This is a genomic window from Pseudomonas moorei, from assembly GCF_042846945.1.
GTDB classification, from domain to species: Bacteria; Pseudomonadota; Gammaproteobacteria; order Pseudomonadales; family Pseudomonadaceae; genus Aquipseudomonas; species Aquipseudomonas moorei.
In genome coordinates this window covers 5,811,860-5,835,513 of sequence record NZ_AP035776.1, presented here as the reverse complement: position 1 = coordinate 5,835,513, position 23,654 = coordinate 5,811,860, and the positions used below count along the sequence as shown (strand labels likewise).

At 61.5% G+C, this 23,654-nt stretch carries 20 protein-coding genes; 9 read left to right on the top strand and 11 right to left on the bottom strand.

What is annotated here, in order from left to right; all coding sequences use genetic code 11:
• The first annotated feature begins 45 nt into the window (after nt 1–45).
• The 3 genes from ACGJAX_RS27190 (at nt 46) to ACGJAX_RS27180 (ending at nt 4,431) form a co-directional block, all read left to right on the top strand.
• On the top strand, nt 46–459 hold the full coding sequence (locus tag ACGJAX_RS27190; RefSeq protein ID WP_390956818.1) for a response regulator: 414 nt from the start codon (nt 46–48) through the stop codon (nt 457–459).
• Between the two features lie 111 nt (nt 460–570).
• A complete protein-coding gene (locus ACGJAX_RS27185; RefSeq protein WP_390956817.1) occupies nt 571–1,197 on the top strand; it encodes a response regulator in 627 nt (208 codons plus the stop codon).
• A complete protein-coding gene (locus tag ACGJAX_RS27180; RefSeq protein WP_390956816.1) occupies nt 1,198–4,431 on the top strand; it encodes a transporter substrate-binding domain-containing protein in 3,234 nt (1,077 codons plus the stop codon).
• 3 nt (nt 4,432–4,434) lie between these two features.
• On the opposite strand, the gene dkgB is transcribed toward ACGJAX_RS27180, so the two are convergent.
• On the bottom strand, nt 4,435–5,238 hold the full coding sequence (gene dkgB / locus ACGJAX_RS27175) for a 2,5-didehydrogluconate reductase DkgB (RefSeq protein ID WP_090323893.1): 804 nt from the start codon (nt 5,236–5,238) through the stop codon (nt 4,435–4,437).
• A gap of 273 nt (nt 5,239–5,511) precedes the next feature.
• Here dkgB and ACGJAX_RS27170 point away from each other — a divergent pair, with 273 nt between their 5' ends.
• The 3 genes from ACGJAX_RS27170 to ACGJAX_RS27160 all read left to right on the top strand — a co-directional run bounded on the left by ACGJAX_RS27170 (nt 5,512) and on the right by ACGJAX_RS27160 (nt 8,583).
• Nucleotides 5,512–6,378, top strand: coding sequence for a pirin family protein (locus ACGJAX_RS27170; protein WP_090323892.1), 867 nt, complete (start codon nt 5,512–5,514; stop codon nt 6,376–6,378).
• A gap of 180 nt (nt 6,379–6,558) precedes the next feature.
• Nucleotides 6,559–8,001, top strand: a complete 1,443-nt coding sequence (locus tag ACGJAX_RS27165; protein ID WP_390956815.1) for a mechanosensitive ion channel domain-containing protein — start codon at nt 6,559–6,561, stop codon at nt 7,999–8,001.
• 141 nt (nt 8,002–8,142) lie between these two features.
• Nucleotides 8,143–8,583: a carboxymuconolactone decarboxylase family protein gene (locus ACGJAX_RS27160; protein ID WP_090323889.1), complete on the top strand. Its 441-nt coding sequence runs from the start codon at nt 8,143–8,145 to the stop codon at nt 8,581–8,583.
• 24 nt (nt 8,584–8,607) lie between these two features.
• Here ACGJAX_RS27160 and ACGJAX_RS27155 read toward each other — a convergent pair whose 3' ends face one another.
• The 4 genes from ACGJAX_RS27155 to ACGJAX_RS27140 all read right to left on the bottom strand — a co-directional run bounded on the left by ACGJAX_RS27155 (nt 8,608) and on the right by ACGJAX_RS27140 (nt 13,465).
• Entirely contained in the window at nt 8,608–10,200 is a 1,593-nt protein-coding gene (locus ACGJAX_RS27155; protein ID WP_390956814.1) for a DHA2 family efflux MFS transporter permease subunit, read from the bottom strand.
• A complete protein-coding gene (locus ACGJAX_RS27150; RefSeq protein ID WP_390956813.1) occupies nt 10,197–11,318 on the bottom strand; it encodes an HlyD family secretion protein in 1,122 nt (373 codons plus the stop codon). The genes ACGJAX_RS27155 and ACGJAX_RS27150 overlap by 4 nt, the downstream gene beginning before the upstream one ends.
• Before the next feature lie 186 nt (nt 11,319–11,504).
• On the bottom strand, nt 11,505–12,686 hold the full coding sequence (locus tag ACGJAX_RS27145) for an acetyl-CoA C-acyltransferase family protein (RefSeq protein ID WP_247256068.1): 1,182 nt from the start codon (nt 12,684–12,686) through the stop codon (nt 11,505–11,507).
• Complete coding sequence (locus ACGJAX_RS27140) at nt 12,683–13,465, bottom strand: enoyl-CoA hydratase-related protein (RefSeq protein ID WP_090323882.1); 783 nt, start codon at nt 13,463–13,465, stop codon at nt 12,683–12,685. Before ACGJAX_RS27140 ends, ACGJAX_RS27145 begins: the two co-directional genes overlap by 4 nt.
• A gap of 233 nt (nt 13,466–13,698) precedes the next feature.
• Between ACGJAX_RS27140 and ACGJAX_RS27135 the strand changes: the two genes are divergently transcribed.
• The 3 genes from ACGJAX_RS27135 to ACGJAX_RS27125 are packed head-to-tail and all read left to right on the top strand — an operon-like array spanning nt 13,699 to nt 17,156.
• The gene (locus ACGJAX_RS27135) at nt 13,699–14,802 is read left to right on the top strand and encodes a polyamine ABC transporter substrate-binding protein (RefSeq protein WP_090323880.1); all 1,104 of its coding nucleotides are present in this window, start codon (nt 13,699–13,701) and stop codon (nt 14,800–14,802) included.
• A gap of 30 nt (nt 14,803–14,832) precedes the next feature.
• Complete coding sequence (locus ACGJAX_RS27130; protein WP_247256065.1) at nt 14,833–16,251, top strand: aminotransferase; 1,419 nt, start codon at nt 14,833–14,835, stop codon at nt 16,249–16,251.
• The gene (locus ACGJAX_RS27125) at nt 16,248–17,156 is read left to right on the top strand and encodes a helix-turn-helix transcriptional regulator (protein WP_090323876.1); all 909 of its coding nucleotides are present in this window, start codon (nt 16,248–16,250) and stop codon (nt 17,154–17,156) included. The genes ACGJAX_RS27130 and ACGJAX_RS27125 overlap by 4 nt, the downstream gene beginning before the upstream one ends.
• Nucleotides 17,157–17,281: 125 nt before the next feature.
• On the opposite strand, the gene paaZ is transcribed toward ACGJAX_RS27125, so the two are convergent.
• The 6 genes from paaZ to paaA all read right to left on the bottom strand — a co-directional run bounded on the left by paaZ (nt 17,282) and on the right by paaA (nt 23,195).
• Nucleotides 17,282–19,336 (bottom strand): phenylacetic acid degradation bifunctional protein PaaZ, encoded by a 2,055-nt coding sequence (gene paaZ / locus ACGJAX_RS27120; protein WP_390956812.1) that lies wholly within the window; start codon nt 19,334–19,336, stop codon nt 17,282–17,284.
• Between the two features lie 159 nt (nt 19,337–19,495).
• Entirely contained in the window at nt 19,496–20,572 is a 1,077-nt protein-coding gene (gene paaE, locus ACGJAX_RS27115) for a 1,2-phenylacetyl-CoA epoxidase subunit PaaE (protein ID WP_248914654.1), read from the bottom strand.
• A 33-nt stretch (nt 20,573–20,605) separates the two neighbouring features.
• Nucleotides 20,606–21,139: a 1,2-phenylacetyl-CoA epoxidase subunit PaaD gene (gene paaD / locus ACGJAX_RS27110; RefSeq protein WP_090323870.1), complete on the bottom strand. Its 534-nt coding sequence runs from the start codon at nt 21,137–21,139 to the stop codon at nt 20,606–20,608.
• A complete protein-coding gene (gene paaC, locus ACGJAX_RS27105) occupies nt 21,126–21,887 on the bottom strand; it encodes a 1,2-phenylacetyl-CoA epoxidase subunit PaaC (RefSeq protein ID WP_090323868.1) in 762 nt (253 codons plus the stop codon). The genes paaD and paaC overlap by 14 nt, the downstream gene beginning before the upstream one ends.
• A gap of 8 nt (nt 21,888–21,895) precedes the next feature.
• Nucleotides 21,896–22,177, bottom strand: coding sequence for a 1,2-phenylacetyl-CoA epoxidase subunit PaaB (gene paaB, locus ACGJAX_RS27100; protein ID WP_007943393.1), 282 nt, complete (start codon nt 22,175–22,177; stop codon nt 21,896–21,898).
• A gap of 28 nt (nt 22,178–22,205) precedes the next feature.
• On the bottom strand, nt 22,206–23,195 hold the full coding sequence (gene paaA, locus ACGJAX_RS27095) for a 1,2-phenylacetyl-CoA epoxidase subunit PaaA (RefSeq protein ID WP_090323867.1): 990 nt from the start codon (nt 23,193–23,195) through the stop codon (nt 22,206–22,208).
• Between the last annotated feature and the right edge of the window lie 459 nt (nt 23,196–23,654).

Genomic DNA, 23,654 nt, shown 5'->3' with positions numbered 1-23,654 from the left:
AGCCTTGCGCCCTCACTCATCTGACTCGCTTCCGGGGGGCGCACATTGTCGAACAAGTCGTTACGCATTCTGATCGCCGATGAACAACATTTTAACCGGCTGAGAATCGAGCGTTGGTTCAACCAGCTCGGTTACTACCGGGTGGCGCCAGTGCAAAACCTCGACGAACTGTTGACCCTGGTGGAATACGGTTGCGAGCCGTTCGACCTGCTGGTCATCAATGCCGCACTGGCGGGCGGCAAACTCGACCTGCTGGGTTTCTGCCTCGATAACCGGCAACTGGATCGCGTGTTGATCTACGATGGACAGCAGGCGCAGCTGCCACCCATTCCGGCCTGCGAGCAGCAGAAAACCCAGGTAAGTCATGCCGTGCTGCCGGATCTGGCGGCGCTCCAGCGCCTGATGACTATCATTGATCCAGGCATGCCGTTCGTCGGGACTGTCATTTCTGTCAGGTAGTCCGTCAAGGCGTTCCATGCCACAGTTTATGCGCAGCGTTGTGTCCGATCCGGGCCTTGCCCATGGGCAGCCAGTGCCCAATCGTCGTGTTTTTTTGCACAGGGAGTAGCCATGAAGTCAGTGCTGATAGTGGACGATCATTCGGTGATACGCGGCGCCCTCAAAATCGTACTCAAGCAGGAAGGATTCAAGCGGATTCACGAAGCGACCAGTGGAAACGAAGTCCTGCCGATGATTCGTAAGCACACACCGGAACTGGTGGTGCTGGACCTGAACATACCGGCGCTCGACGGCCTCGATGTGCTGGCCAGGATCAAGGCCGGTGAGGTGCCATGCCGGGTCGTGGTGTTCACTTCCCAGGAGCCGATGTTTTATCAGGAGCGCTGCATGCGCGCCGGTGCCTCTGCCTATGTGGCCAAGACCAACGACCTGCAGCATTTGCACAAAGCCGTGCACGCCGTGATGTCCGGATACACCTATTTCACCCGGTTACCCTCCAGTTCAGTGTCGTTGAGCACTTTGCAACGCAGTGAAAAACAGATGATCGACAACCTCTCGGACCGAGAACTGACGATCTTCCAGCACCTGTCCCGGGGCATGACCAACAAGGCCATCGCGGAAATCATGCACCTGAGCCACAAGACCGTCAGCACCTACAAATCCCGATTGACGGAAAAGCTCAATGTGGAGTCGTCGGTGCACCTGCGGGACCTGGCCCGGCGCAATCATCTGATCTGAATGAACGCCTTCCGCCCCCTGCGTCTCCTGAAAAACTTCCTGCTGCCTGGGCTTTGCCTCTGGGCATCGAGTGTCTGTGCACAGCCACAGACATTGACGTTGCTGGGGCGCTCCGACGTCGAAGGGTACAGCGTCGCGCTGTCAGCGGCCGACTCACGCTGGTTGCAGCAAAAGGGCCGGTTGGTACTGGGCGTCTCTGCTCCGGATTATCCCCCCTTTGACATCACCACCACCGGCCATGCACTGGAAGGGGTAACGGCGGACTATGCCGGATTGCTCGAAAAGCTGTTGCAGGTGCAGATCGTTGTCCAGCGCTATGAGTCCCGCGCCGAGGCGGTCCGGGCGCTCAAGCAAGGTGATGCTGACCTGCTGGGCACGGCCAACAGTTATGAAGCACGGGATTCGCAGTTACGCCTCTCCAGTGCCTATGCGGTTGATCAACCGGTGCTGGTGACCCGCATCGATTCGACTCAAGTGCCGGCCCCGGCGCTGGCCGGCGAGCGACTGGCAATGCTGTACCACTACTTGCCCGAACAAAGCGTGCAGCAGTTCTATCCCGAGGCGAAGGTTCAGCTCTTCCCCTCGACGCTGGCGGCGGTGGGAGCCGTGGCCTTCGGTCAGGCGGATGTCTATCTGGGCGACGCGATCAGTGCCCATTACCTGATCAGCAAAAACTATCTGAACAACGTGCAACTGACCGATTTTTCGCGCATGGAATCGGGGCGCTTTGCCTTTGCGCTGACTCACGAAAACCGGCAATTGCGGCGCATCGTCAACCAGGCTCTGGCGGCGATCCCAGCCAATGAACAGATGAACATCTTGCGGCGCTGGGGCGCGGGCGGGGTGTCGATGCCGGGTACTCAGTCACTGCAATTGAGCGTGGCCGAACAACGCTGGCTCGAACAACACCCGCGGGTCAGCGTGGCGATCAACGCGAATGTGCCGCCGATCACGTTCATCGACAGCGAGGGCAAGTATCGCGGCATCGGTGTCGATGTGCTGGCCAAAATCAGTCTGCGTACCGGGTTGCAATTCGACCTCAAGGCCATGCAGTCGGTGAGCGAAATGATCCAGGGCATACAGAGCCGCCAGGTCGACATGCTGGCCGGGATCGGTCTCAGTTCTCGGCGCGAAGAAGCGCTGCTGTTTACCCGGCCCTTCCTGACCAGTCCGTCGGTATTGGTTACGCGGCTATCGCCCTACAGCCCCAAGACACTGGACGAGATGGCCGGAAAAACCCTGGCGCTGACTCAGGGCAACATCGCCAGCGACTACATTCGGGAGCATTTCCCGTTGATCCGCTTTGTCGATGCACCCTTGTCGGCAGAGGCCATGGAGATGGTCGCCCAGGGTAAGGCCGATGGCAGCATCAACTCGTTGATCAGCGCCCGTTACCAGATTTCCCGGCAATACCGCGACCGTCTGCAAGTGACCAGCACCGTGGGAACCGATCCTGCCCGCAGCACCCTGGCGACCAGCCGCGAGGCGACCGAGTTGCATTCGATCCTGGACAAGGCGCTGCTGAGTATTCCCCCCGAAGAAATCGACGAACTGACACTCCCCTGGCGAAACGACCAAATGGTGGAGCAGAGCTATTGGTTGCGCTATCGGCAGAGCATTTTCCAGGCGTTCGCCGCGGCCGGCGTCCTGCTCTTGATTGCGCTCGGCGGGATGCTCTGGCAGCGCCGGCAGATTCGCCAGCGCCAGCAGCTGCTGGGGCAATTGCAGGAAGCCAAGGACGCCGCCGAACAGGCCAACCGGGCCAAGACCACGTTTCTGGCGACCATGAGTCATGAAATCCGCACGCCCATGAACGCCTTGATCGGCATGCTCGAGCTGGCGCTGAAACGGGCGGATGAAGGTGTCACCGACCGTTGCGCCATTGAGGTGGCGTCGAACGCCGGGCAGCAATTGCTGGCCTTGATTGGCGATATCCTGGACATCGCCCGTATCGAGTCCGGGCATTTGTCACTGACACCGGAGCGGACCAACCTGCAGGCGCTGGTGGTCTCGGTGTGCCGGGTCTTCGAAGGTCTGGCGCGGCAGAAAAACCTGCGATGGCGGGTCGAAGTCGACGCAAACAGCGACTGCGATGTGTTGATCGATCCCGTACGTTTCAAGCAAGTACTGTCCAATCTGTTGAGTAATGCGATCAAGTTCACCGCTGAAGGCGAGGTCAGCCTGAAACTGCGGGTGGATCCGACGTCCTCGCAGCGCCTGGCGGTCAGCGTACAGATACAGGACAGCGGCATCGGCATCAGTGCCTTCGACCAGCAACGCCTGTTCAGCCCCTTCGTGCAGGCCGGCAACAGCCAGCAATCCGGCCGCCAGGGTTCCGGGCTGGGGCTGGTGATCAGCCGCACCCTGTGCGAAATGATGGGCGGCCGCCTGCAACTCGACAGTGCGCTCGGGCGCGGCACCCGTGTCGACATCAACCTTGAACTGATGGCCCTGCAACCGCTGCCCGCCAGCGAGCTGGCGCAGAGCGCTGCGCAGCTGCCCACCCGACCGCTGACGATTCTGGTGGTCGACGATTACCCGGCCAATCGCCTGTTGCTTACGCGACAGCTGAGTTGGCTGGGGCACCAGGTAATGGAGGCGGAGGATGGTCAGCAAGGCTTGGCAAAATGGCGCGAGCACGAGTTCGATCTGGTCATCACCGACTGCAACATGCCGGTGCTCAGTGGTTATGAGTTGGCGGGGGCGATTCGCGATGACGAGCGTTTACAGGGCATGGCGCCGACCGTGATTCTGGGATTTACCGCCAATGCGCAACACGAGGAAAAGATCCGCTGCATCGAGGCGGGCATGGACGATTGCCTGTTCAAGCCGATTCGGCTGGAGGATCTGAGCGGCTGGCTGGGCGCAAGGTTTTTGAGCGAAGCGCAGGACGAAGCACCGTCAGCCGCCGAGATTGATTTGAGTGGCCTGGAGCGTTATGTGGGGGCGGATCGAGAGCTGATCACCCAGTTGTTGCACGATCTGGCGGTGACCAATCGCGATGACCGCGAGCTTCTGCTGCAGGAACACGCCAGTGGCAATCACCCCGCCTTGCAGGATCTGGCGCACCGCATCAAGGGCGGGGCGCTGATGGTTCGGGCGATGACGCTGGTCGAATATTGCGAACAGCTGGAGCGTGCGTGCCGCGAGGGCAACGCCGCACTGATCGACGCTGCCGTCGATCAGTTGCAGCAAGCCATGACGCGCCTGGACCTCAGCCTTAAGCCGGGCTGACCCTTAGTCCCAGTCGGGCGCGATGCCTTTCGGGCTGGTCAGGCGATGGCCGCGATCCAGGCTGGCGATCAATTGCATGTCGGCTTCGCTCAGTGTCAGTCCGCAAGCCTTGAGGTTGCTCTCAAGGTTGGCGCGTTTTGTGGACGAAGGAATCACCGCGTATCCCATTTGCATGGCCCAGGCCAGGGTGACCTGTGCCGGTGTCGCCCGCAGGCGCCCGGCGATCTGCTGGATGGCCGGGTCCTTGAGCACCTCGCCGTAGGCCAGGGTCATGTACGAGGTGATCTGGATGCCCTGGCTCTGCGCGAACCCGACCACTGTGCGGTTTTGCAGATAGGGGTGCAGTTCGATCTGGTTGGTGGCGATGTGCTCGGCGCCGATGGCAGCGATGGCTTGTTGCATCAGGTCGACGGTGAAGTTCGACACACCGATCTGCCGGGTCAGGCCCAGACGCTTGGCTTCGAGCAGGGCGCCCATGAATTCTTGCACCGGCACCTGATCTTCCGGCGACGGCCAGTGGATGAGCGTCAGGTCGAGGTAGTCGGTCCGCAATTTGCGCAGGCTCTCCCTGAGGCTGTCGATGAGGCGATCCCTGGCGAAGTTGGCCACCCAGATCTTGCTGGTGATGAACAGTTCTTCCCGGGCAATGCCACTGGCGGCGATGGCCTGGCCGACCTCGGCTTCGTTCTCGTAGATTTGCGCGGTATCGATGACCCGGTAGCCCAGTTCGAGGCCGGTGCGCACCGAATCGATGACCACCTGGCCTTGCAAGCGAAAGGTACCCAGGCCGAATGCGGGGATGGACATGTATGACTCCAGAGGTTGCAGTGGGAATGGCCGCGAGTATCCGTGTCTGCATCCGTGGGAAAAACCGCTGCAATGGCAAAGCAATGTTTACCGCAAATCATGAATCGGACAGTCTGATGCAGCGCGGGGGGGGCTGATCTGGCGGCGTGTGAGTCAGATGAGTCGTTATCGTTCCACTGGTAGAACGATCAAGCTGATTTTTACCGCCTAGCGCATCATTGGCGATGTTTTTAAGCTATGTCCATGGTTTCACTCACCTCTTCAGGAGACACCATGAAAAACATCATCGGTATCTACGCTCGTCCCAATACCCACTGGGTCGGCGACGGTTTTCCGGTTCGTACACTGTTTTCCTACGACAATCTGGCCAAACACATCAGCCCGTTTCTGCTGCTGGATCACGCCGGGCCCGTTGAATTCACCCCGACCACTGAGCGGCGTGGCGTGGGTCAGCACCCGCACCGGGGTTTCGAAACCGTGACCATCGTCTACAAGGGCGAACTGGAACACCGCGATTCCACCGGCAGTGGCGGCAAGATCGGCGCGGGCGATGTGCAATGGATGACCGCCGCTTCCGGCATTCTCCACGAAGAGTTTCATTCCGAAGGCTTTGCCAAAAGCGGTGGCACCCTGGAGATGGTGCAGTTGTGGGTCAACCTGCCGGCCAGGGACAAAATGGCCGACCCCGGTTACCAGACCCTCCTCGACGCGGATATCCCAAACATCGCCCTGAAGAACAACGCCGGCAGCCTGCGCTTGATTGCCGGTGAGTTCGACGGTCACACCGGGCCGGCGCGCACCTTTACGCCGATCGACGTCTGGGACCTGCGTCTCAATGGCGGCCAGGCGCTCACGCTTGACCTGCATGAAGGTCGTAACACGGCGTTGGTGGTCTTGCGTGGCACGGTTCAGGTCAACGGTCTGGAATCGGTCGGCGAAGGGCAGTTGGCCCTGTTCGAGCGCAAGGGCAAGCAGCTCACCCTGGAAGCCAGCGACGAGGCCGTGGTGCTGTTACTCAGTGGCGAGCCGATTGACGAGCCCATCGTCGGGCACGGTCCGTTCGTGATGAACACCGAGCGAGAAATTCACCAGGCGTTCGCCGACTTCCAGTCCGGCCGCTTCGGCCGCCTGCACGGTTGACGGGAAGACCCGCGACATCACACTGAGCAGCGGCGCGTAAATCCGCCAGCTCCCATCCTCTGTGGCAACGGGCACGCACGCTGCCACAGGTTTCTGGACGTCAGGTTCCAGCGAAATCAATTGCTCCTACACTGTGGCCAATGCGATCTTCCGTTCATTGTTCCGGGCTGGAGTTTCTTGATGTTGTCTTTGCTTACCGAACACCCGCTGGTGTGCGCCCTGGTGCTGATCCTGATCGATCTCGGGCTGTGGCGCCTGGTCACGGCCAATCGCAACGGCTGGAAGCTGCTGTTGCGGGTGGTGATTTTCTCGCTGTTCAGCCTGTTGCTGTTCAACGAAGGCTTGAACCCGATGGAGACGGCGCCCTGGGCCGACAACGTGCCGCTGCACCTGGCGGCCACGGGGTTGCAGATCGGTTGGTGGCTGTTCGGCGCGCGCACCCTGACGGTGTTGATTGGCGCGGCGATGATGCAACGGGTCGGGCATACCGGGCGATTGTTGCAAGACCTGCTCGGTGCGGTGATTTTTCTCGTCGCGGTGATCGCCGCCCTGGCGTACGTGCTCGATCTGCCGGTCAAAGGTGTTCTGGCCACGTCCGGCGCGTTGGCGATCATCGTCGGCCTGGCCCTGCAGAGCACCCTTAGTGACGTGTTTTCGGGGATCGTCCTGAACACCACCAAACCCTATCAACTGGATGACTGGATCTCCATCGATGGCACCGAAGGCCGGGTCATCGACATCGATTGGCGCGCGACGCGCCTGCAAACCTCACAAGGCAGCATGGCGGTGATTCCCAATTCGCTGGCGGCCAAGGCCAAGATCGTCAACTTCAGCCGGCCCAGCGATATTTTCGGCATTTCGATCAGTTTGCAGGTGAGCCCCCACGTCCGGCCGAACAAGGTGATCGATGCCCTTGAGCGGGCGATGCAGGGCTGTCGCATGCTGTTGAACAAGCCGGCGCCGAAAGTGGCGCTCAAAAGCTCCTCCAGCGCCGGCGTGGAATACGAAATCAGCGGGTTTGTCGCCTCGATGAACGAACAGCGCGAGGTCCGCAATCAACTCTACGATCTGGCGTACCGGCACTTGCAGGCGTCCGGGGTCAACCTGCTGTCGAGCGTGGAACCCATCGCCTCGACCAACCTTTCACGGGCGCGGGCGCTGCTCGACAGTTCACCGATTTTCTCGACCTTGCGCCAGGAAGAGAAAGAAACCTTCAGCCAGAACATGACCCTGCAAACGTTCCGCGCCGGGGAGACCATTCTGGCGGCGGGGGAGGTCAGCGATCATTTGTTCATCATTGAATCCGGGGTGGTCACGGTAACGCTGAACCGCCACGGCACGCCTTTCGAGTCCGGGCGCATGGGGCCTGGCGAGGTGATTGGCGAGGCCGGCATTCTGGACGACAGTTCGGTGCCCGCCACCTTTGCGGCGAAGACTCCCTGCATGCTTTACCGCATCGAAAAGGAGTACCTCAAACCGTGCCTGGATGCCCGTCACGACATCAACGACGCGATGCAAACCTTGCTGGATTTCCGCCTGCACAAAGCCAAGACCCTGACTCAGGAGGTGCCGCAGGTGGTGCCGAAGACCGGGTTTTTGCACTGGTTGCGTAATCGGGTATGAAGGGCCGTGGCAGGGGGCGCGGGTTAGTTGACCTGTTTTTCGCCCGTGGAGTGGCCTCCTCGACTTCTGGAAAATTGGCTATTTGTGCAAAGCGCTCCGGGGACTAACTTAGCCACACACCCACTTGCCCTGGAGCATCCCATGCAACCACGTACTGATTTCTACACCGCCAGCCCTGACGCTCTGAAAGCGATGATCGCCCTGGAAACCGCGGTCTCCAAGCTGCCGCTGGAGAAACCCCTGATCGAACTGGTCAAGCTCCGTGCTTCGCAAATCAATGGCTGCGCCTTCTGCATCGACATGCACACCGCCGATGCGATCAAGGGCGGGGAGACTCCGCGTCGTCTGTTCGCCGTGACCGCCTGGCGTGAGGCGCCGTTCTTCACCGAACGTGAACGCGCTGCGTTGCTCTGGACCGAATCCCTGACCCAGCTCAGCCTGACCCATGCGCCGGATGAAGACTACGAAGTGGTCAGCGCCCAGTTCACACCGAAGGAAATGGTCGACCTGACGGTGGCCATCAGCACGATCAACAGCTGGAACCGCCTGGCGGTAGGCTTTCGCAAAACCCCTCAGGCCTGATCCTCAAGTCATTGCCGATGCGCCTCAATGGGCATCGGCACTCGGCGCGGCCGGTGGTTGCACCTTGCGCATCAAGGGCACCATCGCCGTGGCGATGACGAAGCAGACCCCGATCATCAAAAACGCGTCGCCATAGGTTTGCGTCTGGGCTTCGCGGAAGGTCAACAGCCAGAGCTGATGCAGGCTGGCAGTGACCCCGACATCGCCGCTCTGGCCCAGGGCGGCGAAGTTGTTTCCGACCTGGGACAGCCACTGGTTGAGGGCCTCGTTGGTGCTGTTGAGGTTTTCCGCCAACCTTGTGAAGTGCAGGTTGGTGCGGTCGTTGAGGATGGTCGCACAGGCGGCGATGCCAATCGCGCCGCCCAGGTTGCGCATCAGGTTGAACAACCCCGAAGCATGTTTCAGTCGCGCCGGTGCCAACCCGCCCAGGGTCAAGGTCACCGCGGGCGGCACCGCCAGTTGCTGGGCAATCCCGCGCAGGGCTTGCGGCAGCATCAATTCCCTGGCCCCCCAGTCATGGGTGATCGGGCTGAAATCCCACATCGACAAAGCGAACAGCCCAAGGCCGGTCATCATGATCCAGCGCAGATCGACGCGGTTGGCCAGAAAGGCATACAACGGAATTGCCATGATCTGGAACACGCCGGTGGAGAAAACCGCCAGACCAATGTCCAGTGCGCCGTAGCCACGCACCCGACCGAGAAACAGCGGCGTCAGGTAAATGGTGGCAAACAGGCCGATGCCGGTGACGAACGAGAAGAAGCAGCCGAGGGCGAAATTGCGGTCCTTCAAGGCGCGCAGATCGACGATCGGGTTGGCCACGTGCAAGGTTCGGCCAATGAACGCCAGGCCTGCCAGGCCGCTGATCCAGGCGGTAGTCAGAATCGTGCTGTCGCTGAACCAGTTCCAGCGCGGGCCTTCTTCGAGGGTGTACTCCAGGCAGCCGAGAAACAGTGCGAGAAACACCATGCTTATATAGTCGGCGCCCTTGAGCAGCGAGAGTTCCGGCTGATCGATTTTCACCAGGATCGGCACCGCCACGGCGACAAAAATCCCCGGCACCAGGTTGATGTAGAACAGCCAGTGCCAGGACGAAATGTCGGTGATGTAGCCACCAATCACCGGGCCCAGGGTCGGCGCCAAAGACGCCACGGCGCCGATGGTCGCGGCGGCGATGACCCGTTGCTTGCCGCTGAAGAACACGAAGGCCGTGGTGAACACCATGGGGATCATCGATCCGCCGAGAAAGCCTTGCAGGGCGCGGAAGGCGATCATGCTCTGGATGTTCCACGCCACGCCGCACAACAGGCTGGTCAGGGTGAAGCCCACGGCTGAGGCGCAAAACAGCCAGCGCGTCGAGAACACACGGGAAAGCCAGCCCGACAGCGGAATGACGATGATTTCGGCGATCAGGTAACTGGTTTGCACCCAGGCGGTTTCGTCGGTGCCGGCCGAAAGCCCGCCACCAATGTCACGCAGCGACGCCGAGACGATCTGGATGTCCAGCAGCGCAATGAACATGCCGATGCACATGCTGGCGAAGGCGAAGACCTTGGTCGCTGTCGCCATGTTCGCCGCATTGAACGGTTGCGCCGGGGCGGCGAGGGCGCGGCTCATGGCGCGCTGGCCACGGCTGGCGCTTCAGGCTCCTTGCGTGTGTCCACTTCGGCGGTCACCGACAGGCCGGGGCGCAGGTGGCCGAGTACGCCGTCAGCCGGATCAAGATGGATACGCACCGGCACCCGTTGCACGATTTTGGTGAAGTTGCCGGTGGCATTTTCTGGCGGGAGCACGCTGAATTGCGCACCACTGGCCGGCGCGAGGCTGTCCAGGTGACCGTGAAACTCCTGACCCGAGAGCACGTCGGCGTGAATCACCACCCGCTGGCCGGGCGTCATGCGCGCCAGTTGGTCTTCCTTGAAGTTGGCATCGACCCACAAGCCGCTGGAGGGGACCACCGACAGCAGTTGCGAACCGGCCTGGGCGTAAGCGCCGAGCCGTGCCCGGCGATTGCCGATCACGCCGTCGACCGGTGCACGCAGTTCGGTGTAGCCAACGTTCAATTGCGCCAGGTCACGTTCGGCCTTGGCCTGGACCAGCGCGGCGCGGGCCTGCTGTTTCTGGGTGGCGATCACGTTCAACTGCCGCTGTGCCGCCAGCAGTTCGGCCTGGGCGCGAGTGCTTTGGGCCTGGGCGGTCTTGAAGGTGGCGTTGGCCCGCTGCGCGCTTTCCACGGAAACGGCGTTGGTGCTGACCAGTTTTTTGTAGCGCGCATCGTCATCCCGCGAACGGGCGGTTTCGGCTCCGGCGGCGTCGATGCCGGCGCGGGCCTGGCCGATGACGGCTTGCTGCAATTGTTCGGTGGCGTCGAGATTGGCGAGCAGGGCTTCCTCGGCCGCTACTGCGCCTTCGGCCTTGGCCAGGTTGGCGCGGTAATCGCGGGCGTCGAGACGAATCAGCACATCGCCAGCCTTGACCTTCTGGTTGTCGGTCACCAGCACTTCGTCGATGTAACCCGCCACTTTCGGCCCGATCACCGTCACGTCGCCGCCAATGTAGGCGTCGTCGGTTGCTTCGATGAAACGGCCGGTCGTCCACCAATGCGCGACGTACACGCCGGCCAGTGCCAGCGCAGCCATACCCAGCGTTGGCAGGAGCAGGCGCTTGAGCAGGGGAGGCTTGGGGGTGTTCACCGGGACAGCAAGGTCGGCTTCAACGGAGGGCATGCTGGTCATGGAGAATTACCTGTCGGAAACGGCGTTTAATTACGCGCGTAATATGACGTATGTAATATTTAGTGGCAAATGAATTTTGCTGCCGGTCGTCAGGTGCTGGGTTGGCTGAGGATTGAGGTCAGAAACAAAACGAAGGAGCTGCCAGCGGCAGCTCCTATCAGGTGTAACGCGGGGGAAAAGGGGGGATCAAGCGCGTTCGAAGATCGCCGCAATCCCCTGACCGCCGCCGATGCACATGGTCACCAGGGCGTAACGGCCGTTGATGCGATGCAGTTCGTGGATGGCCTTGGTGGCGATGATGGCACCGGTCGCGCCCACCGGGTGACCCAGGGCGATGCCCGAACCGTTCGGGTTGACCTTGGCCGGATCCAGGCCCAGCTCCTGGCTGACCGCGCAGGCTTGGGCGGCGAAGGCGATGTTGGCTTCGATCACGTCCAGGTCGGCGATGGTCAGGCCGGCACGCTTGAGCGCCAGGCGCGTGGCCGGGATCGGGCCCAGGCCCATCAGTTCTGGCTCAACACCGGCGTGGGCGTAGCTGACCAGACGCGCCAGCGGACGCAGGTTGTTGGCCTGGACCGCGTTGCCGGTGGCCATGACCAGTGCAGCCGCGCCGTCGTTCAAGCCCGAAGCGTTGCCGGCGGTCACCGAACCGTCCTTCTTGAACGCCGGCTTCATTGCCGCCAGCTGTTCCAGGGACGTGGCGCGTGGGTGCTCGTCGACGTTGAACAGCTTGGTGCCCTTGCGATCCTGGATTTCCACGGTCGCGATCTGCTCGCTGAAATAGCCGTTGGCGATCGCATGGGCAGCGCGTTTCTGGTCTTCCAGAGCCAGGGCATCCTGCATTTCGCGGGTGATGCCGTTGCGTTCAGCGACGTTCTCGGCGGTGATGCCCATGTGGATGCTGTGGAACGGGTCATGCAGGATGCCCAGCATGTAATCGATGGCCTGGACGTTACCCATGCGCGCGCCCCAGCGGGCCGAAGGCATCAGGTACGGGCCGCGGCTCATGGATTCGGCACCGGCACCGATGGCGATTTCGGCGTCGCCCAGCAGCAGGGTCTGCGCCGCACTGATGATCGCTTGCAGGCCGGAGCCGCAGAGACGGTTGACGTTGTAGGCCGGGGTTTCTTTCGGGATGCCGGCGTTCATCGCGGCGACCCGGGAGATGTAGGCGTCACGGGTTTCAGTCGGGATCACGTTGCCCATGACCAGATGGCCGACCAGCGCCGGGTCCACGGCGGCCCGTTGCAGGGCGGCCTTCACGGCGGTGGTTGCCAGGTCGGCCGGTGGCACGTCCTTGAGAGAACCGCCAAAGGTGCCGATGGCGGTACGGGCGGCGCTGACGACGTAGATTTCCGGAGTGTTCATGGCTGGTTTCCTTTCGGTGAATGCTTATCAGTACTGCGATTGAGCAGGGCGTTCAAGGCTGTTTTCGCTTCGTCGCTATTGAGGCGTTCGATGAATAGCAGGTTCTCTTCACGCAGGGTGGCTTGCAGTTCGGCCATGCTGGCCTGTTTCATCAGTTGTCGCGATTGGCGCAGGGCTTGCTGAGGCATTGCCAGCAGTCGATGGGCCAGACGGGTGGCCGCCGCCAGGCATTGCGCCCCGTCGTCGAACACTTCGTTGGCCAGGCCCCATGCCACCGCTTCGCTGCCGTCCAGACTGTCGCCCAACAGCAACAGGCGCGCGGCGCGTGCCTGGCCGAGCAGGCGTGGCAGCAGCAGGCTGGCGCCGAACTCCGGGCACAGGCCCAGGTTGACGAACGGCATGCGCAGCTTGGCATTGCGGGTGACCAGCACCTGATCGCAATGCAGCAACACGGTGGTGCCGATACCGATGGCGGCCCCGCATACGGCGGCAATCAGTGGTTTTTGCAGATGGGTCACGGCGCGCATCAGGCGAAAGGCCGGGCTGTCCAGATGCGTGGGTGGCTGCTGCAGGAAGTCCACCAGGTCATTACCGCTGGAAAAACAGCTCGGGCCGCCGGTCAGGATGACCACGCCGACCGAGTCGTCCTCGTCCGCCGCGAACAACAGGTCGGCCAGGCGCATGTACATGGCGTTGGTCAACGCATTGAGCTTGTCGGGGCGGTCGATGGTCAGCGTCAGTACGCCATCGCGTTGTTCATGTTTGATCAGGTCAGTCATGGATGGCTCTTGCAGAGTCGGTTCGGCCGTCACTTTAAGCGTCAGGCAAACCCCGCAGCTATGACAAAACGGGTCAACCCGACTGATGCTTTTTGCCATGTGCCGTTGCCGGCCCGACAGCGGCAGTCGATTCGCACACACCCATTCGGGGTATGGTGCCGCCTGGCGAATCGCCCAATAGTAGGTTCATCCGCTCATCCAGAGCCGAACTCGCTTGATAAGGTGAATGTGCAATGCGCAAGACACTGAAGGTGATTTCCAGTCTGTTTGCTCTTCCGTTGATCATCAATGCCCAAGCCGCCGAAGTGGACGACAGCCAGACGCTGCGGCTCTACAACTGGGCGGATTACATCGGTGAAAAAACCCTGTCGGACTTTGAAAAGTCCACCGGCATCAAAGTGATCTACGACACGTTCGATTCCTACGAAACCGTGCAGGCCAAATTGCTCACCGGCCACTCCGGTTATGACCTGATCGTGCTCAACGCCTCCCTCGCACCGCCGCTGATCCAGGCCAAGGTGTTCCAGCCGCTGGATAAAAAGTTGCTGCCGGGCTGGAACAATCTGGACCCGAAAGTCCTGCACGACCTGCAAGGGTTCGATCCGGGCACCGCCTACTCGGCGCCCTACACCTGGGGTAGCAACGGTGTCACGTACAACGTCGACAAGATCAAGGAGCGCATGCCGGACGCGCCGATCGGCTCGCTGGCGATGATCTTCGATCCGAAGATCGTGTCACGCTTCGCCGACTGCGGCGTGACCCTGCTCGATGCCCCCACCGAAGTCATTCCCATGGCCTTGAAGTACCTGGGACGCGACCCGAGAAGCGCGGCCCCGGCGGATCTGAAAGCGGCCCAGGATTTGTTGCTGTCGGTCAGGCCGTACATCCGCAAGTTCGACTCGGTCAATTACCTGACCAGCCTGCCCAATGGCGACGTGTGCATGGCGATGACCTGGTCCGGCGACTACGCGACGGCCATGGCCCGCGCCGAAGAAGCCAAGAAGCAGATCAACCTGGCGTACTTCATTCCCAAGGAAGGCTCGCTGATCTGGTTCGACAACATGTACATCCCGGCCGATGCGCCCCACGTCGCCAACGCCCACAAGTTTCTGGAATACCTGATGCAGCCGCAGGTGATGGCGGACGTGAGCGACTTCATCAATTACGCCAACAGCAACGCGGCGGCCACGCCATTGCTCAACGCCAGCGTGCGAAACAATCCGGCGATTTATCCCGATGACGACATTCGTCAACGGCTGTTTCCGCAGAAAACCCAGGACGCCAAAGACATGCGAGCCATGACACGCGTCTGGAGCACCGTAAAAAGCGGGATTTGATCGACCCATCGATTCGTTTGAGGTTTTTGTATGGCTACTCCAACTAAAAAAGTGTTCTCGACAGTCGACGCGGCTGAACTGGTCAAGGCCGACAAGGCCCATCACATGCACGGCTATCACGTGTTCGACGAGCATGCCGAGCAGGGTTCGCTGAACATCGTCGCCGGCGACGGCGCCTACATTTATGACACCCAGGGCAACCGTTTTCTCGATGCCGTCGGCGGCATGTGGTGCACCAACATCGGCCTGGGCCGTGAGGAAATGGCCCTGGCCATTGCCGATCAAGTGCGGCAACTGGCTTACTCCAACCCGTTTTCCGACATGTCGAACAACGTGGCGATCGAGCTGTGCGAAAAACTCGCCAGCCTCGCCCCCGGCGACCTCGACCATGTGTTCCTGACCACTGGCGGCTCCACGGCGGTGGACACCGCGTACCGGCTGATCCAGTACTACCAGAACTGCCGCGGCAAGCCGGAAAAGAAACACATCATCGCGCGCTTCAACGCCTATCACGGCTCGACCACCTTGACCATGTCGATCGGCAACAAGGCCGCCGACCGGGTGCCGGAGTTCGATTACGCCAACCCGCTGATACATCACGTGTCCAACCCCAACCCGTACCGCGCCCCGGATGGCATGAATGAAGCGCAGTTCCTCGAGTTCCTGGTCAAGGAATTCGAAGACAAGATCCTGTCGATCGGCGCGGACAAGGTCGCCGGCTTTTTCGCCGAGCCGATCATGGGCTCGGGCGGGGTGATCATTCCGCCGAAGGGTTATCTCAAGCGCATGTGGGACGTGTGCCAGCGCTACGACATTCTGTTCGTTGCCGACGAAGTGGTGACTTCGTTCGGGCGCCTGGGCAAGTTTTTCGCCTCCCTGGACGTGTTCGATGTGCAACCCGACATCATCACCACCGCCAAGGGCCTGACGTCCGCCTATCTGCCATTGGGGGCGTGCATCTTTTCCGACCGCATCTGGAAAGTCATCGCCGAACCCGGCAAGGGCCGCTGCTTTACCCACGGCTTTACCTACAGCGGTCATCCGGTGTGCTGCACGGCGGCGCTGAAGAACATTGAAATCATCGAACGGGAAAACCTGCTGGCCCATGTCGACGATGTCGGCGGTTATCTGGAACAGCGCCTGGCCACGCTCAAGGATTTGCCGTTGGTGGGGGATGTGCGTTGCCAGAAGTTGATGGCCTGCGTGGAGTTCGTCGCCGACAAACGCACCAAGGCGCTGTTCGCCGATGAAATCAACATTGGCGAAAAAATCCATGTGCGGGCACAGGCCCGGGGCTTGCTGGTGCGGCCGATCATGCACCTCAATGTCATGTCGCCGCCGTTGATTCTCAGCTATGCCCAGGTCGACGAAATCGTCGAGATCCTGCGGGTGTGCATCCTGGAAGTGGCGGCCGAGCTGGAGCAGAGCGGCCAGTATTTCGGGCAATGAGTCTTTCAGTCAGGCTTTTACCAAGGGCCTGCTCACCCGCTAGACTGCGGGGCATGAGCAAACCAGACGACGACACACTGATCGCAATGCCCTTCGGGGCCTTGCACAAATGGCATGAGGGCATGCGCGAGGCCTTCGCCCATGTCGACGAGCCTGACGCCCTGCAATACCTGGCGTCAGCATTGGCGCAGCTGGTGTCCATCGAGTCGATGATGATCAGCCTGGAGCGCAAGGACCGCGCGCCTCAGTTGCTGCACCAGCGCGGCATTGCCCAGGAATACCAGGTCTCGATTCTCGACCGCTATTTTTCCGGGGGCTACCTGCTCGACCCGTTTTGTCTGGCGGTGGAGCAAGGCTTGGCGCAAGGCTTTTATCACTTGGAGGAAATTGCCCCGGACAACTTCTTCGACAGTGACTACTACAAGTCCTACTACCTGAAGGCGGGTTGTTCGGAAGACAGCTACTACATCGTCGATACGGGCAACGACACCAAGATATCCGTCAGCCTGTTTCAAGGTTTCGGCGGTGAATGCCTGCAGGTCGAACAACTGAACCTGCTGCGCGCCGTCGAACCGCTGGTGCGCGAATTTGTCAGCGAGTTCAGTCAGCGCGGCCTGTTGCGCAATCACGAAATCCAGAGCGATAACGATCAAGGCCTGCGGGATGATCTCAAGCACCGGGTGCAGTCGGCATTCGAGCAATTCGGGTGCGATGTGCTCACCGAGCGTGAGCGGGAAGTGGCGCACATGGTGCTTCGCGGTCACTCGGTGAAATCCACCGCCAGCCAGATGGGCATCTCCCCGGAAACCGTGCGCATGCACCGCAAGAATCTGTACCTGAAACTGGAAGTGGGGTCGCAGTCGGAGTTGTTTGCGCTGTTTATTGAGTGGTTGCGCAAGCACTGACCACAACGTAGAGCCAATGTAGGAGCGAGCTTGCTCGCGAAGAACCTGAGAGCACCGCGTTCATCCAGAAAGCGCGCGCCATTATTCACGTCCATCGCGAGCAGGCTCGCTCTACAGGTGTTGCATCAGTCTTCGCGTTTTACGACCAAGGTGAGAATGTCATAGCTGGCCACCAGTTCACCCAACTGATTGGTGACTTCCACGTCCCACGCCACCACCCCTTGCGGGACGCCTTGCGGGCTCTTCTTGCCCTGGTCGATTTTGCGTTTGCAGGTCAGGCGAGCCTGGATGGTGTCGCCGATGCCCACCGGGTTGATGAAGCGCAGGGTGTCCAGGCCGTAGTTAGCCAGCACCGGGCCGACACCCGGGGATACGAACAGACCGGCCGCTGCCGACAGCACGAAATAACCGTGGGCGATGCGCTTGCCGAACTGCGATTCCTTGGCGGCGATGTCGTCGAAGTGCATGTAGAAGTGATCCCCCGACAGGCAACCGAAGTTCACCAGGTCCGCTTCGGTGACCGTGCGGCGGTGAGTCAGCAGCGACTCGCCGATCTGCAGGTCCTGGAAGTAACGGTGGAACGGGTGCACCTCGGTTTCGATGACCTTGGCGCCACGCACGTATTCACCGGTCACCGCCGCGAGCATGGTGGGCGAACCCTGTACCGCCGCGCGTTGCAGGTAGTGCTTCACCGCGCGCAGGCCGCCCAGTTCCTCACCGCCACCGGCACGACCAGGGCCGCCATGCTTGAGTTGCGGCAGCGGCGAGCCGTGGCCGGTGGACTCACCCGCGCAGTTGCGGTCCAGCACCAGCAAGCGCCCGTGCAATGCAGCGGCCACCGGAATCGCCTTGGCGGCGATCTGAGGATCCTTGGTCACCAGGCTGGCCACCAGGCTGCCTTTGCCGCGTGCGGCCAGGGCCAGGGCTTCGTCGAGATCGTCATAGGCCATCAGGGTGCTGACCGGGCCGAACGCTTCGATATCGTGAGCGCCGCCTTCGGCATGCGGGTCGCGAGCCTGCAGCAGGGTCGGGGCGAAAAACGCACCCTGGCTGACGTTCTCGCCGCGCGGTTCGAAGCCATCGCGGGCGCCGAACAGCATGTCGCTGCTTTGCAACAGCGCTTCCAGACGTTCGGCCACGTCTTTCTGCTGATCGTGGGACGCCAGTGCACCCATGCGCACGCCTTCCACCGACGGGTCGCCGACCACCACTTTGGCCAGGCGATCGCGCAGGCGCGTGGCCACGGCGTCGATGTGTCTGGCCGGAACGATGGCGCGGCGAATGGCGGTGCATTTCTGCCCGGCCTTGGTGGTCATTTCCCGGGCGACTTCCTTGATGAACAGCTCGAACTCTTCGTCATCCGGGGTGACATCCGGGGCGAGGATCGCGCAGTTCAGCGAATCGGCTTCGGCGGTGAACGGCACCGAGTTGCGAATCAGGTTCGGGTTGACCCGCAGCTTGGCCGCGGTGTCGGCGGAACCGGTGAAGGTCACCACGTCCTGGCCTTGCAGACGGTCGAGCAAATCGCCGGTGCCGCCGATGATCAGTTGCAGGCTGCCCGCTGGCAGCAAACCGGACTCGTCCATCAGGCGCACCACGGCTTCGGTCAGGTAGCTGGTGGCGCTGGCCGGTTTGACGATGCACGGCATGCCGGCGAGGAAACTCGGGGCGAATTTTTCCAGCATGCCCCAGATCGGGAAGTTGAAGGCGTTGATGTGCACCGCCACGCCGCCCCGAGGCACGAGGATGTGGGTGCCGGCAAAGGTGCCCATTTTGCTCAGCTGCAGGGCCGGGCCTTCGTGGACGACGTTGCCCGACGGCAGTTCCCGCGAACCGAGACTGGCATAGGTGAATAGCGTGCTGTTGCCGCCTTCGATGTCGATCCAGCTGTCAGCGCGGGTGGCGCCGCTGTGGTGGGAGATTGCGTAGAGCTGTTCCTTGCGTTCGCTCAGGTACAGGGCCAGTGCCTTGAGGCGCTGGGCACGCTGCTGGAAATCCAGCGCCATCAGGCCGCTGACGCCTTGGCGGCGGCCGTGTTCGATGGCTTCGGCGAAGTCCGGGCGCTCTTCGTGGGTGCGGGCGATTTCATGGCCATCGATGGCGCTGCGCAGGATTTGTGCGCCGTGTTGGCCGATCCAGCGGCCGGCGATGAAACTTTGCAGGGTAGGGGCGTGGGACATGGCATTGACTCTCAAAAGTTTTGAAAACACAGCTGGACCACTGTGGGAGCGAGCCTGCTCGCGATAGTGGTGGGCCAGTCGACCTTGATGTTGGATGGACTGCCCTCATCGCGAGCAGGCTCGCTCCCACAGGGTTTTGCGTTGTTCTGTGGAAGGGGTTCAGAGCTGATCGAAATCCAGCACAACCTTGTCGCTGACCGGAAACGCCTGGCACGACAGCACATAGCCGGCGGCCACTTCGTAGTCTTCCAGGGCGTGGTTGCTGTCCATTTCCACTTCACCCTCGATGACCTTGCATTTGCAGGTCGAGCACACACCGGCCTTGCACGAGTAAGGCAGTTCGGCGCCCTGGGCGTTGCCGGCGTCGAGGATGCTCTGGCTGTTGCGTGGCAGGTCGAAGGCCAGGGCGCGGCCGTCGCTGATCACGGTGATCTGGCTGACGGCGGCGTCCACTTGGCGGGCGGCTTCGCGGGCTGCGCGTTTTTGCTGGCTGCCAGCGGCGGCGAACAGTTCGAAGTGGATGCGTTCAGGCGCCATGCCCTTGGTCTTGAGGCTGTCGCGCACGGTCTCGGTCATTTCCTGCGGGCCGCAGATGAAGGCGGCGTCGAGGGCTTTGACATCGATCCAGCGGCTGAACAACTGCTCGCACTTCTCGGCGTTGATCCGGCCGTTGTACAGGTCGACATCCTGCTGTTCACGGCTGAACACGAAGATCAGGTTCAGGCGTTGCAGGTAGCGGTTCTTCAAATCTTCAAGCTGTTCGCGGAACAACGCGCCGGAGCTCGAACGGTTGCCGTACAGCAGGGTGACGCGGCTGTGGGGCTCGGTTTCCAGGGTGGTCTTGATGATCGACAGGATCGGCGTGATGCCGCTGCCCGCCGCGACAGCCAGGTAATTGCCGTGGCGCGCCGGATCGAGTTCGACGCAGAAATGCCCGGCGGGCGGCATCACTTCCAGGCTGTGCCCGGCCTTCAACTGTTCGTTGGCAAAGGCAGAAAAACGCCCACCGGCCACGCGCTTGATGGCGACACGCAGTTCGCCGTCGTTGACCCCGGTACAGATCGAGTACGAGCGACGCACTTCTTCGCCGTCCAGTTGGGTGCGCATCACCAGGTGCTGGCCCTGGGTGAAGTGAAAACTGTCCTGCAGGTGTTGCGGAATCTCGAAGGCGATGGACACCGCGTCACGGGTCTCGGTGCGTACATCCTTGATGGTCAGGCTGTGAAATTTACTCATTGTTGTTCTCCAGCTGGGACGGCCGATCGCCGCTCAGATGCACTTGAAATAGTCGAACGGTTCCCGGCAATCGACGCAGCGATACAGCGCCTTGCACGCGGTGGAACCGAACTCGCTGAGCACTTCGGTGTGCGCGCTGCCGCATTGCGGGCAGACGACCACCGGGCTTTCACCGAGCAGGCTGCGCTTGCTGGTGCTGCCCTCGGGCGGCGCGATGCCATAGGCGCGCAGGCGTTCCCGGCCGTTGTCGCTGATCCAGTCGGTGGTCCAGGCCGGGGTCAACCGACGTTCCAGTTGCGGCGCCTGAAAACCGGCCTGCTCCAGCGCCTGGCGAATATCGCCTTCGATCACTTCGGTGGCCGGGCACCCGGAGTAGGTCGGCGTGACCACCACGTGCAGATGGCCGGCCTGCCAATCGAGATCGCGGACGATGCCCAGGTCGACCACGCTGACCACCGGCACTTCCGGGTCCATGACCTCGGCCAGGATCGCCCAGGCAGCGGCCAGGTCGGTCGGTTGTGCCGGCCGGGCGCCGAGGTCGCTGGCGATCAGCTCACCAGGTTGCATCGGGGTACGCTCGTGGCAGGAATTGCATCTCGGCCAGCAGGATGCCCAGGTGTTCGGTGTGCAGGCCCTTGCGTGCATTGAGGTAGAAATAGCTGGGCGCGGCAGGCACGGGCAGGGTGGCGCTGGCGAAGATTTCGTTGACCCTGGCTTGCCAGGCGGCGGCGACTTGCGCGGTGTCCGGGGTGATACCGGCCGCGTGCAGACGTTGTTCGCTGTCATCGGCGCTGGTCAGTTCGACGGTGAAACGCCAGACCTCGGGGATCGCCGCGAGCATGCGTTTGTGGCTTTCCTCGGTGCCGTCACCCAGACGCTCGACCCACTCGCCGGAGCGGCGCAGGTGATAGGTGACTTCCTTCACGGCCTTGGCGGCAATCCCGGCAATACGCTCATCGCTGGACTGGCTCAGGCCGCTCAGCACTTGCAGGTGCCAGGCGTCATACAGGAACTGCTTGAGGATGGTCACCGCGTAGTCGCCGTTGGGTTGCTCCACCAGCAGCAGGTTGCGATAGGCGCGCTCGTCGCGACGGAACGCCAGGTCGTCGGCGTCGCGGCCGTCGTCCAGCAGTTCGGCGGCATAGTCCAGCCAGTTGCGCGCCTGACCCACCAGGTCGAGGCCGACGTTCATCAGCGCCAGCTCTTCTTCCAGGGCCGGGGCCTTGCCACACCACTGGCACAGGCGCTGGCCCTGGATCAGGGCGCTGTCGCCGAGGCGCAGCAGGTATTCGATCAGATCGGTCTTGTTATTCATGGTCGACCTCACATGTGCCCGACTTCGGCCGGCAGCTCGTAGAAGCTGGCGTGGCGGTAGACCTTGTCGTCCGACGGATCGAACAGCGGGTCTTTTTCATCCGGGGAGGAGGCGGTGATCAGCGCCGAAGGCACGACCCACAGGCTGACGCCTTCGCTGCGGCGGGTGTAAAGCTCGCGGGCGTTCTCGATGGCCATGGTGGTGTCGGCGGCATGCACGCTGCCGACGTGCTTGTGGTTGAGACCGTGCTTGCTGCGCACGAAAACTTCGAAAAGGGTCCACTCGGACATTTCAATTACTCCACATCAGGTGGCCGGATCAGGCGGCGTTCTTGTTTTGTTTTTTGCGGGCGTGGGCGACGGCGGCTTCGCGAACCCAGGCACCGTCTTCAATCGCCTTGCGGCGGGTGGCGACGCGTTCGGTGTTGCACGGGCCGTTGCCTTTGAGCACTTCGTAGAATTCGCTCCACTGGATCTCGCCGAAATCGTAGTGACCGCGCTCGGCGTTCCACTTCAGGTCCGGATCGGGGCAGGTACAGCCCAGCAGTTCCAGTTGCGGGATGGTCTGGTCGATGAAGCGCTGGCGCAGTTCGTCGTTGCTCTGGCGCTTGATTTTCCAGGCCATGGACTGGGCGCTGTTGGGCGAGTGTTCATCGCTTGGACCGAACATCATCAGCGAGGGCCACCACAGGCGGTTGATCGCGTCCTGAACCATGTCTTTTTGCGCCTGAGTACCGTGGCGCATCATGGTCAGGAGGATTTCGTAGCCCTGGCGCTGGTGGAAGCTTTCTTCCTTGCAGATACGCACCATGGCGCGGGAGTAGGGGCCGTACGAGGTGCGCTGCAAAACCACCTGGTTAACGATTGCCGCGCCATCCACCAGCCAGCCCACCGCGCCCATGTCGGCCCAGTTCAGCGTCGGGTAATTGAAGATGCTCGAATACTTGGCCTTGCCGCTGTGCAGCTTGGCGATCTCTTCATCGCGGTCGGCGCCCAGGGTTTCCATGGCGCTGTACAGATACAGGCCGTGACCGGCCTCGTCCTGAATCTTGGCCATCAATTGCAGTTTGCGTTTGAGCGTCGGCGCGCGGGTGACCCAGTTGCCTTCGGGCAGCATGCCGACGATCTCGGAGTGAGCGTGCTGGGAAATCTGCCGGATCAGGGTTTGCCGGTAGGCATCTGGCATCCAATTCTTGGCTTCGATCTTGATTTCTGAATCGATTTTTTCCTGGAAGGCGCGTTCCTGATCGGACATTTCCGACAGGTCTTTGATGCGCTTTACGCCTGTTTCTACGAGCTGTGCGTACATTGGGGGTCTCCCGCCGTGAATCTGTTCGAGGGCATGGAGAACTTTATAAGCGATACGGAAATTAATATCAAACAGAAAATGATGTGTCGTATTTGTTTTTTGTATCGCTTTGGGGGGGAGGCTTGGTTTTGGGGGGTATCCATTTCTTCGGTAATGGCGGCTGGCGGTTTCGCCTTGCGGCGAACCATTTGGAAAAACGTAACGCCGCCCCTGTAGGAGCGAGCCCGCTCGCGATGGTGGATAACGATGACGCGGGCTGTCTGAACGCCCGCGTTGTCCCGGCATTTTTCGCGAGCAGGCTCGCTCCTACAGAGACGGCGCAAACCCTGTAGGAGCGAGCCTGCTCGCGATGGTGGATAACGATGACACGGGCTGCCTGAACGCCCGCGTTGTCCCGGCATTTTTCGCGAGCAGGCTCGTTCCCACAGAAAAGCTGATGGGCGTACACCAAAAACAAAA

Coding starts and splice junctions, on each gene's coding strand:
- ACGJAX_RS27185 (WP_390956817.1), top strand. CDS start 571: ATGAAGTCAGTGCTGATAGTGGACGATCATTCGGTGATACGCGGCGCC.
- ACGJAX_RS27180 (WP_390956816.1), top strand. CDS start 1,198: ATGAACGCCTTCCGCCCCCTGCGTCTCCTGAAAAACTTCCTGCTGCCT.
- dkgB (WP_090323893.1), bottom strand. CDS start 5,238: ATGTCCATCCCCGCATTCGGCCTGGGTACCTTTCGCTTGCAAGGCCAG.
- ACGJAX_RS27170 (WP_090323892.1), top strand. CDS start 5,512: ATGAAAAACATCATCGGTATCTACGCTCGTCCCAATACCCACTGGGTC.
- ACGJAX_RS27165 (WP_390956815.1), top strand. CDS start 6,559: ATGTTGTCTTTGCTTACCGAACACCCGCTGGTGTGCGCCCTGGTGCTG.
- ACGJAX_RS27160 (WP_090323889.1), top strand. CDS start 8,143: ATGCAACCACGTACTGATTTCTACACCGCCAGCCCTGACGCTCTGAAA.
- ACGJAX_RS27155 (WP_390956814.1), bottom strand. CDS start 10,200: ATGAGCCGCGCCCTCGCCGCCCCGGCGCAACCGTTCAATGCGGCGAAC.
- ACGJAX_RS27150 (WP_390956813.1), bottom strand. CDS start 11,318: ATGACCAGCATGCCCTCCGTTGAAGCCGACCTTGCTGTCCCGGTGAAC.
- ACGJAX_RS27145 (WP_247256068.1), bottom strand. CDS start 12,686: ATGAACACTCCGGAAATCTACGTCGTCAGCGCCGCCCGTACCGCCATC.
- ACGJAX_RS27140 (WP_090323882.1), bottom strand. CDS start 13,465: ATGACTGACCTGATCAAACATGAACAACGCGATGGCGTACTGACGCTG.
- ACGJAX_RS27135 (WP_090323880.1), top strand. CDS start 13,699: ATGCGCAAGACACTGAAGGTGATTTCCAGTCTGTTTGCTCTTCCGTTG.
- ACGJAX_RS27130 (WP_247256065.1), top strand. CDS start 14,833: ATGGCTACTCCAACTAAAAAAGTGTTCTCGACAGTCGACGCGGCTGAA.
- ACGJAX_RS27125 (WP_090323876.1), top strand. CDS start 16,248: ATGAGTCTTTCAGTCAGGCTTTTACCAAGGGCCTGCTCACCCGCTAGA.
- paaZ (WP_390956812.1), bottom strand. CDS start 19,336: ATGTCCCACGCCCCTACCCTGCAAAGTTTCATCGCCGGCCGCTGGATC.
- paaE (WP_248914654.1), bottom strand. CDS start 20,572: ATGAGTAAATTTCACAGCCTGACCATCAAGGATGTACGCACCGAGACC.
- paaD (WP_090323870.1), bottom strand. CDS start 21,139: ATGCAACCTGGTGAGCTGATCGCCAGCGACCTCGGCGCCCGGCCGGCA.
- paaC (WP_090323868.1), bottom strand. CDS start 21,887: ATGAATAACAAGACCGATCTGATCGAATACCTGCTGCGCCTCGGCGAC.
- paaB (WP_007943393.1), bottom strand. CDS start 22,177: ATGTCCGAGTGGACCCTTTTCGAAGTTTTCGTGCGCAGCAAGCACGGT.
- paaA (WP_090323867.1), bottom strand. CDS start 23,195: ATGTACGCACAGCTCGTAGAAACAGGCGTAAAGCGCATCAAAGACCTG.